Origin of the sequence: Brevibacillus fortis, assembly GCF_046196545.1 — a bacterium.
Classification (GTDB): Bacteria; Bacillota; Bacilli; order Brevibacillales; family Brevibacillaceae; genus Brevibacillus; species Brevibacillus fortis_A.
The window spans coordinates 61,496-75,304 of record NZ_CP176370.1 but is presented as its reverse complement, the minus strand read 5'-3'; the positions used below and the strand labels follow the sequence as shown (position 1 = coordinate 75,304).

Sequence of the window (13,809 nt, the reverse complement as noted above, 5' to 3'; positions counted from 1 at the left end):
CTTTACGCAGAGGGTTGCTGACTTCGTCATTATTACATTCAGATTACTCTTGTCGATCACGATCGATCATCATAGGCTGTGGTGTAGCTGCGATGCTTTTTTGTTTTCTCCAAACGGTAAAGCCATAATAAGCAGCAGCAATGAGAACCAGCACACCTAAGACAGAGAAAATCACGGTCCGATTATTCAATAAGGCCACATAAGAAGTAAGCATCTCCACCTTATTTCCCATGAAATGACCGAGCAAAAACAAGATCAACGTCCATACAAAGCCGGTTGTGTACGAAAACAGGGCGTACCGTGGAAACGTCATTTTCCCGATCCCAACCAAGTAAGGAACCACATGCCTGACGACAGGAAAGAAATAGCTGATACATAGAGCGTAGCTTCCGTAACGATCGAGTAGCGACTGCGCTTGATCTACATACTTGTTCATTCCTTTTTTGCGACTAATCCAGTTCAATGCAGGTGCACCTAGCCATCTCCCGAGCACATATCCTAATGACAGCCCAGACACTACACCCAAATAGGTCGCAATAAATGCAGGAAAAACATGTAGAAGTCCCATCGAGGTCAGCACTCCTGCAGACAGCACGATCACCTCGTCAGGAATCGGCATACCAACAATCCCTAGCCATAACATAAAGAAAAGAGCAAAATAGCCAAACTGACCCACAGACTCGGACAGCATATCGACAATCATTTAGAAATCCTCCTAGCCGACACCCTTGCCATCATCCTTCCGGCAAATGTAGACAAAGGCAGGTGGCAGATTCAATGGAACCATCTTCACCGATACTTGCTCAAATACAGAGGAAAGCTGCTTTTTCATTTGCAGCGAATATTGAAAGGCGACAAATACTCCGCCTGGTTTTAGCGCATGATATACCTGATCCATAATTTGATCGCGCAGCTCTTGTGGGAAGTTGGCAAATGGCAGTCCTGACAAAATACAGTCGGCTTTGCCCAATCCCGCTTCCGAAAGAACCCGATTCAAATCTACCGCATCTTCGTGGAATCGTACATCGGGAAATAGTGGTTCCAACCTTTTGCGCATCTTGGTCTCCTTTTCAAAAGATACCAGTACGGCTTCCGGTTTTTTCTTTAGCTCGATCCACTTCGTAAAAATCCCCGTTCCTGCTCCTAATTCCACAATTGTATGTGCTTGCTCCCAGTCGATGGGCGCAACCATTTGTTTACAAAGCGCACGGGAGCTAGGAGTAATACTGCCTACTTGGCCTGGTGACTGCAAAAAATTATAGAAGAACATCAGCCGATCCTTCATGCTGGATGGATGATGACAATCGATCATCATGTCAATATGCTCCCTTCTCAGTTCTTGCTTATCCATTATCATATCCAAAAAACATTACGAATTATCTACCAAAAACGAAAGATTTTCTTACTACTATAACAGTAAACGAATGGAAATAAAAATTCCTCCGTCTATAGTCGGATCAAATAATCACGCTCATGATGGTTTTTTGAGTGATTTCCATAGGTTACAATGACAGTAGATCAAGTTTTACATCTAATCAAGGAGGACTTATTTATGGATTATAAAGGTGTAAAAGTCATAACGCACGCTAGCACATTTTTTGCACCGATCCTTGTGCCCATTCTTGTCTGGCTGCTCGTACAAAATCGTGACGCCAAAAATATGGCGCTGCAAGCTTTGTTCTTCCACATCATTATGACGGTGCTTATCGCTATTTCCTGGTTCTTCACCTTCCTGTTGATTGGGATTCCGTTCCTGATTGTGTTTGGACTGATGGCGATCTACTACCCGATCAAAGGTATCATCTATTCTTTAAATGGACGCCCGTTTTCCTACCCATTCGTCGGTGGGATTGGTAGATAACCTCGATACACAACAAAGACCAGCTATCCTTTAGAGGAAGCTGGTCTTTGTGTTAAGGAGCCTAATTTGAATCGAGATTAGGAGCCTACTGTGAAGCGCTCATTGCGATGCTTCGGATTTTCGATTTCATCGAGCATGGCTACAGCATAATCGGCATAGCTCACATAGCTCTGTCCGCTAGCGTTCACTAACAGATGGTCTTTTCCGAGTCGGTACGCACCTGTTTTCTCCCCTGCTGGGTCAAAAAAGGCAGATGGACTGATATAGGTCCATTGAATGCCGTTTGACTCTTCCAATACACGCAGGTACTCTCCATGCTTTTGCGCAGTTGCCAAGTAAGCCTTAGGGAACTCAGGAGTTTCTACTAGGCGCAGTGTTTTGGCTTCGTCTACAAACAGACTGCCTGCACCACCTACAACGAGCAGTCGTGTAGAAGGAGCACCCTTCAACGCTTCAATCAAAGCCTTCCCTGATTCTACATGCAGTTGTTCTTGACCTGCTGGTGCCCCAAAAGCATTCACGACTACGTCAAAGCCATTCAAATCTGCTGCTGTCAGGTCAAACACATCTTTCTGAATCACAGCTACATCGGCTTGCTCGATTTTGGATGCATCACGCACAATCGCTGTCACTTGATGACCACGATCCAACGCCTCTTTCATAATCACCTTACCCGCTTTACCGCTTGCTGCTACAATTGCAATTTTCATGATGATATTCCCTCCGTTTTGTACGTTGTAGATGTAACTGAATTAGTTACAACTCTCTCAAAAAGAATAGGCGTTACCGCATCGCCTTGTTGTAATCATTTTAGTTACAACTAAACAAAATGTCAACCCTGTTTTTTCATCGGATAAAAAAAGCACCCGGGTATTCACACATACACCAGGTGCTAGCTGTTACTTCTTTTTCGTCAGACCATTCCAGGTAATGAACCCGCTTTGCAGATGGGCCATCTGCGGAATGCCGTGTTTTTTTAAAATTTTTGCTGCCTGCTTACTACGCATCCCGCTCCGGCAGTATAGCAATATATCGTTTTTGCTGGAAATTTCTTTTGCACGATGGTCGAGCTGAGACAAAGGGATGTTCACCGCTGATGGAATATGACCCGCTTTATATTCGTGTGGCTCACGTACATCGATGAGCAACACCCTGCTTTTTTGGTTGACCCGTTCCTTGAACTGATCTGTTTTGAGATTTTCTAATCCCTTCACAGGAAGGAAGCGAGAGACCAAATACCAAATGATGATCGCGTAGCCTAACAGCAAAAGAATCGTAGTGAAACTCATAGGAAGCTCCTCTCCAAAATCGGTTTAACGGCTCTTGACCAAAAGCTCTACGGCTTCTTTCACCAGCTTGCTAGTGTCTCCTCCAGCAGCCTGCTCTTCTAACAAACAGCGTTGCAGGTTTTCCGCTACAATCTGGGCAATAGCCTTATCTGAAGCGTTGCGAACAGCGGAGAGCTGCGCTACTACGTCTTTGCAGTTTTTCTGCTCGTCCATCATTTTCAGCACACCGCGGACTTGTCCTTCGATTCGTTTTAAACGTCTTTTGATATCGTCACTGTAGTTGTAATCCATATGAATTCCTCCTGTTTCACGACAAGGCATACGTATACAGGTATCTTATGCGAAATTCAGGTAATGTCAAGCAAGCTGCCTATGCGTGCTGTTTAAATAAACAGGTTTACTTTTGCCTGTGTCGCATCCCCCAAATAAGCGGCTACACCTGCATACTCCATTCCGTCGAGCAATTCCTCCTGTTTGAGACCGAGCAAGTCCATCGTCATCGTACAAGCGACCAGCTTCACTCCCTGCTCCTGAGCCAGCTCGATTAGTTGTGGAAGCGTCAGGGCATTGTGTTTTTTCATGACATGCTTGATCATCTCTGGTCCCATGCCCATCATGTTCATTTTAGACAGTCCGAGCTTCTTGGCACCCCTTGGCATCATCCAACCGAACGCTTTTTCAAGCCATCCCTTTTCTACCTTCACGATCTCGTCCTTGCGCATGGTATTCAGTCCCCAGAAGGTGAAGAAAATCGTGACATCATGATCATAGGCCGCAGCTCCGTTCGCAATAATAAAGGCTGCAATCGCTTTATCCAAGTCACCGCTGAACAACACAATCGTCGTTTTTTCTTTTTGTTGTTTTTCCATGTAAGAACACTCCTTTACAATACTTATACTTGTATAGGTATAAAAATAAGCGAAAGAAGCTTTTGCAACGAAAAGCATCTTTCCTTATAGAATGTCACTCCAAATCTTGATAGCCGTTCCACAGATCAGCACTATCAGGCCATAACGCAGATATTTCACATCGCTCTTGGCGCTGACCATACTGCCTACCGGTGCCCCCAAAACACTTCCGATGACCGTATACAAAACGGGCAAGAGCGGAATTTGCCCACCCGACAGCTTCCCGATCACACCACCTATTGCGGAGATGAATACAATAGCCAAAGATGAGGCAATCGTCACACGCGTAGGTATTTTCAGTACGGTCAGCATAATCGGAATGAGGATGAACGCTCCCCCTGCACCGACAATCCCGGATACGATTCCTACGGCAAACGCAGTACCAGCAGCAATGAAGCGATTATATGCGACTTCCCCAGCTGCCGCTTCTGTCCCCCTATTTTTCACGAGCATCAAAATCACGGCGATGATCGCCAGTATCCCGTACACCAAATTGATGCTTTCATTCGACAAGTATTGGGAGAGAGCCGCACCAATCAAGCTACCCGCCAAGATGCTTGCCCCCATATCTCTAACGAGTCCTTTATGAATCAGGGGCGAGCTTTTCCCGTTTCTTTTGCGGAAAGCCAGTACGCCAGACAGCGACGCGAAAAATACTTGAAACATCGATATCACCGAAACTTCCTGGGCGGAAAACTGCGCCACACCTAGTGCCGATGGTATAAACAGGAGCATCGGATAGCTGATGATCGCTCCGCCAATCCCGAGCAATCCGGAAAAAAAGGAGCCGACAAAACCGAGAGAGACCATGAGCAGAAGCAGTAAAACGTCCATATATCCTCCTCGCATTCCTACCTAACACATCGGAATGCTCAACCCTCTTTTCAAATGAACCTTCTTCAAGTAAAATTAATTCCAAGTAAATAACTGTGAATAAGGTGATTTAAATGATCCGCTTTTTCAAATCCATTTTTCAGCATCGGTGCCCCACCTGCCAAGAACCTTTGCGCTCACACAAAAATGCCTTGTTCAGTGAAAAGCAATGCCCTAATGGCCACTACAAAGAAGAAATCTATACGCACCTTGGCGTACGTATCGTTTATGAAAATCAAGAGTAAGCGAGCACTACTTGAACCGTTAGCGGCTTCATTCAAACGTGCTCGCTTTTGTCTCCCTACAGCTTTTTCACTAAAAATTTGTACACACCGTTCTCAATCTCGTGTGAAACCAGCTCATTCCCGGTTTGCTTGACCCAAGCAGTAAAGTCGTTCAGAGAGCCTTTGTCCGTCGAGAGTACTTCCATGGTTTGACCGGATTGCATTCCGTCCATTGCCTTTTTTGCTTTGACGATTGGCATCGGGCAAGCCAGACCTTTTGTATCTACCATAATATCCGCCATTTTTCATTCCTCCTGTTATATAAATGCGTGTTCAAAAAGTCGGCTTTTCAGCACCGAGAAAGTGGTGAGAACCTGAAAAAGGAGGAGCGGAGTGTAGGGGACCTACATGAGCACCGGACTTTGAAGGTGAACGCCAATTTCGATGCCGATTCAACTTTCAGAACTACTTCGTGATCAAAAGACGACCGTTATTTATCGTGAATGGCGCAGCGATTTGGCCCTACTTCCATCTCTTGTTGTTCCTCTTCGCTCGGTTTTAATTTCCCCATGTTCACTTGACGAATCTCTTGATACGCATTCGGCTGCGGCGGCAAATGATGCGTAACGATATGCCGGAATTCACTTTCATCCGCAATCGTTAGCCCTGGATTGTTGCGATACAAATCACCCAAACGAGCAGATACGACACCCATTGGTCCAAGCTCGGTGTAGCTGCCAAAATGAGCAGGCAACACGACTAAATGCTCGGGAAGCTCTTTATATCGATTATACAAGGTGTTGTGCAGGTCTCCCACCCAATCTTCTGCTTTCCCAGCCAAATCCGGGCGTCCGATCGAAGCTACGAACAGACTGTCTCCCGTGAGAAAATACGTATCATCAACAATCAGTGAGGTACTCCCTATGGTATGTCCAGGTGAATAGATCGGCAGGATCGCGATTTTGGTTGCACCTACCTGAATTTCCTGCCCTTCCTCTAGTTTACGATAGGAATACGTAACTTCTTCCGCATCTTTTTCTGGAAGCCAATACGATGCATCGACTCGATCTGCCAGTTTCTTTCCACCGGAAATATGGTCGGCATGCAGATGAGTATCGATGGTGTGCTTGATCGTCCACTGATGCTTTGCTGCAAATGCTTCGTACACATCCGTCATCCGCAGTGTATCGACGACAGCCGCCTCCCTTCCTGATACGATCATGTAAGACAAGCAGCCTTTTCCAATGCGGACAAACTGATAAATCGCACCGCCATCACGGAGGTCACCCACCTTCACGGGCTCCAGATGCTCACTCCACGCCTTCATTCCTCCTTGCAGGTAAGAAACATCCGTAAAACCCGCTTTTGCTAGCATCTCTGCGACAAAAATGGACGAGCCCTCTTTTGCACAGACGACCAACACCTTCTGTTTCACAGGGATTTTCTCAAGAACGGACTCCACTCCATCCAGCAAATCAAAGTAAGGAATGTTCATGCTCACTACTCGATGTCCTTCGATTTGCCAAGCCTCGTAATCGCTCGTATTGCGCACGTCGAGAATAAACAATTCCTCCTGTGCAAAGAGAAGCTGAGTTAGCTCGTGTGCTGTCATTGCCTTCACGCCTGTTTGTTGTTCCATCATCTTTCTCTCCCCCTTATTGTTTTTCTACCGGGCCATTCCAGCCAGACATACCCGGTACTACATTAGTGATTTTGGTAAAACCTTTTTCGGCCAGCAACTGACAAGCCATGTCGCTGCGTTTGCCGGATCGGCAGATGATATAGATGTCGTCATCGGGCTGTAGCTCATCCAAGCGCTCTTCCAATACTCCCAGGGGTATTGAAATGGCTACAGGAATGCGATGAAAAGCGTATTCTGCCGGTTCTCGCACATCAATGAGTGTCAGCTTCTCGTTGGCCTCCAGCTTTTTTTGCAGTTCTTCATTGGATATGGTCCGCAGGAAGTTCGCCTCCTCCTTCACCTCATGGGTACTCGCTTTTCGCAGGAAATGCTTCCAGACTTCCCCCTCCTGAATCGTGTCCAAAAATTCATGCCCGGTATTGTTTGCCCAGCTCTTCAGGTCAGCCAATGACCCTTTATCCGTCGCCTGTACTTTCATCACTTGACCCGGTAACATCTCTTCCATCGCTTTTTTTGTGCGTACGACAGGCATTGGACATGCCAAGCCTTTGCAATCTAATGTTTTATCAGCAGAAAAATTCGATTGTACAGACATGTTGTCTACCTCCTACGTTTTGAGTGGAAATGTGATCAATCAACTATATACATATACCCCTACGGGTATTATAATATGCGCCTAGTTTTTCTTTGTCAATAGGCGAGACGTGACCGACCCACTCTTTCATACGTATTTTCTTAGAGATGAACTTGTACCAACATGGAGGCGCCCAATGAAACTAGCTGATCGGATGAAGGAGAAGAACACGAAGACAACGGAGCTGTCTATTTGGGGACCTTACTTACGGGAAGAATGGGAGAAGCATTTTGCGAGCCATCTGACCGAAGAAGATAAAGAGAGGCTTTTTCTCAAAAATAAAGACGGCTACCAGGGGTATCTGTGGCATTTATTCAGCAATAAGCTGAGGGATTGTCTTGAACGAGAGGAAGCGGATGAGGCCTTTCAGCAAGTGGCCCATGAGTCATACTATGTGTTTTACCAGCTTTCCAACGAAGTGTTGATCTTGGAAAATGCTGCGAAGTTTTCTGTCGCGGACTTGGAAATGGAATACGATGTGTATGTCGTGGATAAGGATTTTACGTGGACGTATGTGAAGACCCATGAAACCAAGTGGTGTGGGCCTTATTTTTGTAGGAAGTAGAACGGGGAAAACAAAGAGAGGAAGCATACGGATACCTTTAGGGGTATGCCGCCATGCTTCCTTTTTGATTGATGGGTGGATTATCGTTCTTGGAGATACTGCAAACTGTTTTCCATGATCTCTTTGAAAGGGGGGGCAACAATTTCTTGTCCCCATAATCTTACCCAGAGGTCTGTATTCGGGTTATCAACAGATATGTAAACTAATAGCTTTGGATCATCGCTTGGTGCAAATCCGATAAACGAATACGTATATTTTCCTTCGATGAAGTTTCCTTGCTGGTCGCGTTTCCCCACTATTCCTGTGCGCCCAGCGACTGCATATTCTTTTATGGAAAAGGCTGTATCTAAGCCAGGTTTGTTTTTTACTACCACTTCTAAAACTTCTCGAACCTGTTTGGCTGTTTCTTCTGATATGACTCGACGCCCTTTGTCAATGTGATTCCTTTCCTCCCTCGTGACATGGGGTTTCATCAATTCACCCCCGTTGGCGATGGCCCCAACAGCAGCTACTTGTTGAATTGCAGAGGCAGAACCCCCAAGTCCATAAGCTGCCATTGCTTTATCATAGGGAGTATCCATGTTTGGTATCTTTCCAGGCTGTTCATTGATTTGTTCGGTACCAGTTTTCGCTCCAAAACCGAACCGTTCATAATATTGCTGCAACGAATGATTGGTTAACTGTTCACTGAGCTTGGCAAAAGCGATATTCGAAGAACGTTGGATACCTTCTAAATACGAAATCTGTCCCCACCCTGCACCATTATTGTGGTCTTTTATAAACTTGCCCGGGGTAATTTCGTAGGTTCCGGACTCGTAGGTTTCGTAGTTCTTATACTTTCCCTCTTCAATAGCAGCCGCCAATGTCACGATCGGAAATGCGGCGACAGGATCTGGTTTCGCTTTTACTATATCTGGAACCCGGTCATTGGCATCCTGTTTTCTCAGATTCATCCCAAGAATTTCCCCGGTATTTGGATCGGTAACGATTACCGTCATATTCTCGGGCTGATAGGCTTTGTCGGTCTTATGTATCGCTTCTTCTACATACTCCTGAATTTGTGAATCGAGGGTCAGAACCATATCTGCTTGGGGTGGAGTTTCCGCGGCTTGTGCCTTTTGACTCTCCCCTGTATTCATCTGTTGTGCGCTTGGCACGGAAGGGGTTACCTCCAGAGGCATCCACTGATAACCGATAAACAATAAAGCAAATGAAGCAGCTACGCCCCCGATGACCTTGGCATACTTTTTGCGCCTTTTCATCTGTATGAGCAACTCCTTTTCTTGACGGATATGACTCGCGATTTCACGTCGCTTGTCCTCGTCCATCTGAAGCGACGGAAATGATTGAAGCATTGTGCTTATCTCTTTTTCTTCAAAAGATGATGTCATGTAGATTGACCTCCCTGCCCATTTGTTTTTGCAATTCCTTGATGGCTCGATGGAGCGTCGTGCTGACTTTTGCTTCACTCCAGCCCAAGATTTCTGCTGTCTCTGCTGTAGATACTCCCTCGATCAATCGCAGGATTAGAACCTCTCGATACGTGGTTTTGAGGTGATTCATCGCTTCATAAACTTCTTGCAATTGTTCCTTTAACACCAGTGCCTTCTCAGGAGTGCGCTCTTTGGAAGTGAGGAGTCGGAGGACGTTTTCGGGGAACCAATCCATCATTTTTTGCTTTCTCCTATAATCAATCGCTGTATGGCGCGCGATGGTCAGAAGCCATGTCTTGGGCTGTGCCCTGCCTTCGTAGCTTGATACGGATCTTAGCGCCTTCGTAAAAACTTCCTGGACTAAATCCTCGACATCTCTACGTCCGGTAAAATACGCGAGGTAATTGTAAATATCATTGCCGTATTGCTGGAACCATCGCTCTATTCGGTCATCGGAATCCATTCGTACGCTCCTTTATGAAGTTTGTATCTTATTAGACGCAAAAATGAAATTTGCTTACAGTTTTTGTGATATAAAAAAGAAAATGCTGTCCCACCTGAGTCATTATCCAGGAGGACAGCACCCAACAACGAATTGAGGCATTCAAATATGGGAGAAAAAAGTGTGAGAGAAATCAGGGTCGCGGATTATCGTGATATTTATTTGTTAAACCTAGAATTTAACCCGAATCTGCATCTATTTACCGAAGATCAGGTAAGAGAGAAAATTGAAATCATTACAAAGAAAACAAAAGATATGATCTTTGTTTGTGAGCAAAACAACGAAGTCATCGGATATATTCACGGAAGCCCCTATGAATTGCTTTTTTCCGACTCTCTCGTAAACGTCCTGGGGTTTGTTGTGAAAGAAAAACATAGGAATCACGGTGTAGGCAACATGTTGATTGAACATCTTGAACAGTGGGGAAAGCGCAATGGATTTTCTGGGATGAAGCTGTTATCCCATCCAAGTCGCACACATGCTCACAGGTTCTATGAGCGACGTGGCTATCTATTTACAAAGGATCAGAAAAATTTTATAAAAAAGTTCTAAGCTAATGAAAAAACGCTTCTCCTGCCGCCCAGGGCAGCAGAAGAAGCAGTCTAATGTTTTAATCTATACTTTGAACTTGTTAATCTGCTCCTGAAGCTCCTCAGCCATCTTGGAGAGGGAACCCGCAGACGAAGCGATCTCCTCCGTGGAAGCCAGCTGCTGCTCCGTAGCGGCAGAGACGTTATTCACGCCGCCCGATGCTTCTTCCGCAATGGCTGAAATCTTCTCCACGTAATGGACGACCTCGTCCGTGCTTGCCGCCATCTGTTCCGCGCCTGCGGATACTTCCTGAATCTCGCCCGCGACCTTGTTGACCGCATTCGAGATGTTCTCAAATGCCTGTCCAGCTGCTGTGACAATCTCCATGCCGCTTTGCGTTTCGTCGCTGTTCATTTTGACTGCCTCAACCGCCTGCCTTGTATCATTCTGGATCAGCTGCACCAGGTCAGTAATGCGCTGCGCAGACAATGAGGATTCCTCGGCCAGCTTCCGAACCTCTTCGGCAACGACAGCGAAGCCGCGGCCATGCTCTCCAGCTCTTGCGGCCTCAATCGCCGCATTCAGTGCCAGCAGGTTCGTCTGACTCGCCAAATTATTAATGACCTCGGTGATCGTTCCGATCTCTGCCGAACGTTCTCCCAGTCCCGTAACCAGCTCCGATAGGGATGTGATAGAATTACGGACAGTATTCATCTGTTCGACCGCTGACTTGATGATCATATTTCCTTCCGCAGACTGGTTGGCCGCGTCAACGGCCGATATCGATACGCTCTGTGCCAACTGTGCGATCTGTTCCGAACCCAAAGCCATTTCGCCCATGGCCTGAGAGGAACGCTTGACAATATCCACCTGCTCGGAGGTACCCGTAGCCAATTCCTCCACTGTTAGGGTAATTTGCTCGGATGCCTTCGCATTTTGCTCTGCGCTGGCTAACAGTTCTTCCGACGAAGCTGCTACTTGCTCAGAAGTCGTAGCTACTGATTCAATCATAGCGCGCAGATTCGCCGTCATCGTGTTGAAGGATGCCGCCAACGTGCCCAGCTCGTCCTTGTTACGCAGCACAATCGTCTCGCCCGTTAGATCGCCACTCGCAATCCGGACAGCCGCCTGATTTATTTGCTGGATTGGCTTTGAGATGATATGTGCCATGAAGAAGGCGATAAGCAGCGCAATGGCCGCCGCTACGAAAGTAGCCACAAGAATGATGACAAACGCTTGCTGGGAAAGCTCCGAAGCGCTTTGACTAACCTTTCCGGCCCCCTCATTGTATATATCGATTAATTTGACAATATTATCATTGGCCGTGTACCACAAAGGGTAGGCCACGCTATGTAACTTACTTGCCTCATCATATTTGTTTTCTCTGCCCAACTTCACGAACGCAGGCATTTTTTCCAAATAAGCATCGTATTTGGTGTTAAACTCTTCAAACAGATTGACAATCTCACTGCCTTCCGCATTGCTGGCATACACAAGCGTCTTCAGTTGTTTCCGTTCATCCTCGATCTTGGCAAGCAGTTGATCCAGAGCCTCCTTCTGCTTCGTGAGCTCCTCCTCGTTCTGTTCAACGATAATGTTGAGCGCAAGACGCTCCACGTCGGAAATGTCTCCATTCACCGTGCCAAGCAGGGTAACCGCTGGCATCCATGACTTATCGATATCCCCGGATATCATGGTCAAATCTCTGATCTGGCTTAATGCAAATGTACTCACAAATGCTAGGAGCGCAACAACTGTAAGAAACCCCGCCAGTAATTTGGTGCGAAGTGTAAGCCCTGTTTTTCCTGTTGCATTTCCCAACTTGCCGCTCATAATCCCCACTCCCCCAGCTACAAATAGATAAAATATATAATGAATATATCTAATTAATATATCGTCATATAACACAATGAAGTATAGAGTGAAAAACGAATTTTATTCTTTATACATCAACAAAACGTACGGCTTTAAGTACGACTCAAAATTGCTTCATGCTTTTGCACACGGCTGTAATAGGTAATTATTGTTAAACCCTCCTGCTTCTGACTGCGGGGCCTACCGAACGCAACGCCGCTTGCCTTCGCAACCTTGATCTCTTCTGCCTGCCGCTGTCTGTTCTTCTTCCGCTCCTGCTCGGCCATGTAGACCAGTATACTCAAGAATTGATCAAGGGTTTTGGAATGAAAAAGGGGGTATCTCAAAAGTCGATTTTCCGACTTAGAGACACCCCCTTTTTCTGTGAAACATTATATACAGGCAGAGCTGATGTTGAAGTATATTCTTGCCAAAAAATGGAAGCATATCTCCGCCTCATCGGCAAAAATATGCTTCATTCTCTTCGATCTGAAAAATCTAAGCGGAGAGAGTGGGATTCGAACCCACGCACGCCTCACGACGCCTAACGCATTTCGAGTGCGTCCCCTTATGACCACTTGGGTATCTCTCCATATTTGGTTTATCAGAAACATTACTTACTATAGCAAAATACAGTCAAAAATGCAAGTCCGATTCCTCTGCATGCCCCTTGATTTGCGCGGCTCATTAGGCCAAACTAATAACAACACACACGATTGGTATCCGATCAGAAGAAAAGTGAGGAACATATATGAAACGTGAACGTTTGGACAAGGTGCTGGCCAATATGGCAATCGGCACGCGCAAGGAAGTGAAAGCATTAGTGAAACAGCGACTGATCGTCGTGGACGGCGTTGTCGCAACAGACCCGGGGATGCATGTCATTGCCGAGGAACAGGAAATCCTTGTGGATGGAGAACCGCTTAACTTTAAGCGCTGGGTATACGTTTTGCTGAACAAGCCGCCTGGAGTGGTTTCTGCTACAGAGGACAATGTCCATGAAACCGTAGTGGACCTGCTCCCATACGAGTGGGCAATCAAAGTGCATCCGGTAGGCCGACTGGATATTGATACAGAAGGTCTCTTGCTCTTGACCAATGACGGTCACCTCTCCCATAGCCTCTTGTCCCCGAAAAAGAAAGTGGACAAGGAGTACTTTGCCCGCATCGATGGCCGGGTCACTGAGCACCATGTACAGGAGTTTGCCAAAGGCGTGGAATTAGAGGACTTCACGACACTGCCAGCCAAGCTGGAGATTATCTCTTCGGGAGAAACATCAGAGATTCGCGTCACCATCATGGAAGGAAAGTTCCATCAGGTAAAGCGGATGTTTGCTGCTTTCGACCTGCAGGTCACCTATCTGCAACGGATTCGCATGGGCCCGCTTCACCTTGACCCGTCACTTGCCCCTGGTGAGTATCGCGAACTGACCGAAGAAGAGCTGCACATGCTGCAAAACGTAAACAAATAAAAACCGCCTGCATGTGAGTTGC

General features: G+C 46.3%; 17 protein-coding genes and 1 tRNA gene. 4 read left to right on the top strand and 14 right to left on the bottom strand.

Annotation, left to right across the window (positions count from 1 at the left end; translation table 11 throughout):
* Positions 1 to 43: 43 nt before the first annotated feature.
* Both ACKKE8_RS00465 and ACKKE8_RS00460 read right to left on the bottom strand, forming a co-directional pair.
* Positions 44 to 703, bottom strand: coding sequence for a DedA family protein (locus tag ACKKE8_RS00465; RefSeq protein WP_409176523.1), 660 nt, complete (start codon positions 701 to 703; stop codon positions 44 to 46).
* A gap of 12 nt (positions 704 to 715) precedes the next feature.
* A complete protein-coding gene (locus tag ACKKE8_RS00460) occupies positions 716 to 1,315 on the bottom strand; it encodes a class I SAM-dependent methyltransferase (protein WP_409176522.1) in 600 nt (199 codons plus the stop codon).
* Positions 1,316 to 1,552: 237 nt separating this feature from the next.
* Here ACKKE8_RS00460 and ACKKE8_RS00455 point away from each other — a divergent pair, with 237 nt between their 5' ends.
* A complete protein-coding gene (locus ACKKE8_RS00455; protein ID WP_069852527.1) occupies positions 1,553 to 1,861 on the top strand; it encodes a DUF4870 domain-containing protein in 309 nt (102 codons plus the stop codon).
* Positions 1,862 to 1,938: 77 nt separating this feature from the next.
* Here ACKKE8_RS00455 and ACKKE8_RS00450 read toward each other — a convergent pair whose 3' ends face one another.
* The 8 genes from ACKKE8_RS00450 to ACKKE8_RS00415 form a co-directional block, all read right to left on the bottom strand.
* Positions 1,939 to 2,571, bottom strand: a complete 633-nt coding sequence (locus tag ACKKE8_RS00450; protein ID WP_409176521.1) for an NAD(P)-dependent oxidoreductase — start codon at positions 2,569 to 2,571, stop codon at positions 1,939 to 1,941.
* 189 nt (positions 2,572 to 2,760) lie between these two features.
* Positions 2,761 to 3,150: a rhodanese-like domain-containing protein gene (locus ACKKE8_RS00445; RefSeq protein ID WP_409176520.1), complete on the bottom strand. Its 390-nt coding sequence runs from the start codon at positions 3,148 to 3,150 to the stop codon at positions 2,761 to 2,763.
* A 24-nt stretch (positions 3,151 to 3,174) separates the two neighbouring features.
* Positions 3,175 to 3,441: a metal-sensitive transcriptional regulator gene (locus tag ACKKE8_RS00440; protein ID WP_012683835.1), complete on the bottom strand. Its 267-nt coding sequence runs from the start codon at positions 3,439 to 3,441 to the stop codon at positions 3,175 to 3,177.
* Positions 3,442 to 3,533: 92 nt separating this feature from the next.
* Complete coding sequence (locus tag ACKKE8_RS00435) at positions 3,534 to 4,019, bottom strand: DsrE/DsrF/DrsH-like family protein (protein WP_017246905.1); 486 nt, start codon at positions 4,017 to 4,019, stop codon at positions 3,534 to 3,536.
* 84 nt (positions 4,020 to 4,103) lie between these two features.
* Positions 4,104 to 4,892, bottom strand: a complete 789-nt coding sequence (locus ACKKE8_RS00430; RefSeq protein ID WP_409176519.1) for a sulfite exporter TauE/SafE family protein — start codon at positions 4,890 to 4,892, stop codon at positions 4,104 to 4,106.
* Between the two features lie 340 nt (positions 4,893 to 5,232).
* Positions 5,233 to 5,457 carry a sulfurtransferase TusA family protein gene (locus tag ACKKE8_RS00425; RefSeq protein WP_409176518.1) on the bottom strand — a complete coding sequence of 75 codons (225 nt, stop codon included), beginning with the start codon at positions 5,455 to 5,457 and terminating at the stop codon, positions 5,233 to 5,235.
* A 188-nt stretch (positions 5,458 to 5,645) separates the two neighbouring features.
* Positions 5,646 to 6,797: an MBL fold metallo-hydrolase gene (locus tag ACKKE8_RS00420; protein WP_409176517.1), complete on the bottom strand. Its 1,152-nt coding sequence runs from the start codon at positions 6,795 to 6,797 to the stop codon at positions 5,646 to 5,648.
* A 13-nt stretch (positions 6,798 to 6,810) separates the two neighbouring features.
* A complete protein-coding gene (locus tag ACKKE8_RS00415; RefSeq protein WP_409176516.1) occupies positions 6,811 to 7,392 on the bottom strand; it encodes a sulfurtransferase TusA family protein in 582 nt (193 codons plus the stop codon).
* A gap of 175 nt (positions 7,393 to 7,567) precedes the next feature.
* On the opposite strand from ACKKE8_RS00415, the gene ACKKE8_RS00410 reads away from it, so the two are divergent.
* Positions 7,568 to 7,996: a DUF4275 family protein gene (locus tag ACKKE8_RS00410; RefSeq protein ID WP_409176515.1), complete on the top strand. Its 429-nt coding sequence runs from the start codon at positions 7,568 to 7,570 to the stop codon at positions 7,994 to 7,996.
* An 80-nt stretch (positions 7,997 to 8,076) separates the two neighbouring features.
* On the opposite strand, the gene ACKKE8_RS00405 is transcribed toward ACKKE8_RS00410, so the two are convergent.
* Together ACKKE8_RS00405 and ACKKE8_RS00400 are read right to left on the bottom strand one after the other, a co-directional pair.
* On the bottom strand, positions 8,077 to 9,387 hold the full coding sequence (locus ACKKE8_RS00405; protein WP_409176514.1) for a penicillin-binding transpeptidase domain-containing protein: 1,311 nt from the start codon (positions 9,385 to 9,387) through the stop codon (positions 8,077 to 8,079).
* On the bottom strand, positions 9,371 to 9,892 hold the full coding sequence (locus tag ACKKE8_RS00400; protein WP_409176513.1) for an RNA polymerase sigma factor: 522 nt from the start codon (positions 9,890 to 9,892) through the stop codon (positions 9,371 to 9,373). The genes ACKKE8_RS00405 and ACKKE8_RS00400 overlap by 17 nt, the downstream gene beginning before the upstream one ends.
* A gap of 147 nt (positions 9,893 to 10,039) precedes the next feature.
* Here ACKKE8_RS00400 and ACKKE8_RS00395 point away from each other — a divergent pair, with 147 nt between their 5' ends.
* Entirely contained in the window at positions 10,040 to 10,483 is a 444-nt protein-coding gene (locus tag ACKKE8_RS00395) for a GNAT family N-acetyltransferase (protein ID WP_409176512.1), read from the top strand.
* A 63-nt stretch (positions 10,484 to 10,546) separates the two neighbouring features.
* Here ACKKE8_RS00395 and ACKKE8_RS00390 read toward each other — a convergent pair whose 3' ends face one another.
* On the bottom strand, positions 10,547 to 12,295 hold the full coding sequence (locus ACKKE8_RS00390) for a methyl-accepting chemotaxis protein (RefSeq protein ID WP_409176511.1): 1,749 nt from the start codon (positions 12,293 to 12,295) through the stop codon (positions 10,547 to 10,549).
* Between the two features lie 524 nt (positions 12,296 to 12,819).
* Positions 12,820 to 12,908 (bottom strand) — tRNA-Ser (locus ACKKE8_RS00385).
* A gap of 159 nt (positions 12,909 to 13,067) precedes the next feature.
* Here ACKKE8_RS00385 and ACKKE8_RS00380 point away from each other — a divergent pair.
* Positions 13,068 to 13,787 carry a pseudouridine synthase gene (locus ACKKE8_RS00380; protein WP_174231699.1) on the top strand — a complete coding sequence of 240 codons (720 nt, stop codon included), beginning with the start codon at positions 13,068 to 13,070 and terminating at the stop codon, positions 13,785 to 13,787.
* The last annotated feature ends 22 nt before the right edge of the window (positions 13,788 to 13,809 follow it).